This is a genomic window from Bartonella sp. MR168JLCBS (assembly GCF_042194175.1).
Genome location: NZ_JBHIMP010000190.1, coordinates 1 through 965 on the forward strand (window position 1 = coordinate 1; position 965 = coordinate 965).

The 965-nt window shown below is 31.5% G+C and carries 2 protein-coding genes; one reads left to right on the forward strand and one right to left on the reverse strand.

Features of this window, described 5'->3' with window-relative positions; genetic code table 11:
- The coding region (locus ACFIK8_RS10260) for a hypothetical protein (protein WP_375669364.1) at positions 1-203 on the forward strand (203 nt) is incomplete at its 5' end.
- On the opposite strand, the gene ACFIK8_RS10265 is transcribed toward ACFIK8_RS10260, so the two are convergent.
- Positions 191-601 carry a hypothetical protein gene (locus ACFIK8_RS10265; RefSeq protein ID WP_014923745.1) on the reverse strand — a complete coding sequence of 137 codons (411 nt, stop codon included), beginning with the start codon at positions 599-601 and terminating at the stop codon, positions 191-193. The two genes, ACFIK8_RS10260 and ACFIK8_RS10265, sit on opposite strands and share 13 nt — an antisense overlap.
- Positions 602-965 lie beyond the last annotated feature (364 nt).

The following is a 965-nucleotide window of genomic DNA, read 5'->3' on the forward strand; positions in this document are numbered from 1 at the left end:
GAAAACACTGGACAATTCAGTTTGCCGCAAAAAATTGTTTAAGTATAGTTTTATCGGATCATTTGATTTTGTTGGAGAAGTATAAAAATTCGAACTTACAGAAGTTTAGGGTTGGAGAGTTCATTACGCCTTATTGTGAAAAAGACCCACCTGAGCAATTGGGCAGGCCTATTCAAACTCTTAAGAAATATTACCAATCATAACTATCTGTATTGCAATTTTTTCCAGTAATCTTTTTCTTTGTAATATTTTTAACAGTGTAATTTCCGGATGAAGGGAAGCTTAACGCAAGAGATGTTACATCTTTAAGTATAAATATCTTATTTTCTTTATCATGCGTTATTTTATTTTCATCGTCAGCAACAATTTTTAATTTATCTAAATCAGAAGGGGCGGAGTACGATAAAGTAAAGGATGCTTTCTTGGGTTTAAATGCTTGACAAGAGTATACAACGCCTTGATGTACTTTATCAGAGCTCCCAATAGTAACACTTTCATCTGGAGTAAAATCCCATTTTTTTTCACTAAATCCAGCAAACGCAACAGTAGAGAAAGCGATAATATTTACAGCGAATAGTCCTTGAGTGAAAATTTTTTTCATTGTGTTTTCCCCTTTTATCCTAAAAAAAATTAATTATAAATCAGTTTTTATAAAGATGAAAGGTTGAATTTAACTCAGAAATGTAGAGGTAAACTGGACTTGCTGGCTTTCTTGATAAAAACCATTTTGAAAATTCCCTAAATTCGGGGTATTTGAAAGCACTTGTGTTTGACTTGTATGTGATAGATTCTGATAGTAATTTAAATTGTCTTTTGACCTGATTTAAAACTTTACAGTTATTCTTTTGGATAAATTACTATGGACGACCATTTGTATTCTCAACGAACTCCCTTTTATATGAGGGGTATGAATACTTCAAAATTTTTATTTTCGGTGTTTGTGTCGTTTCTTTGTATTGGTTTTT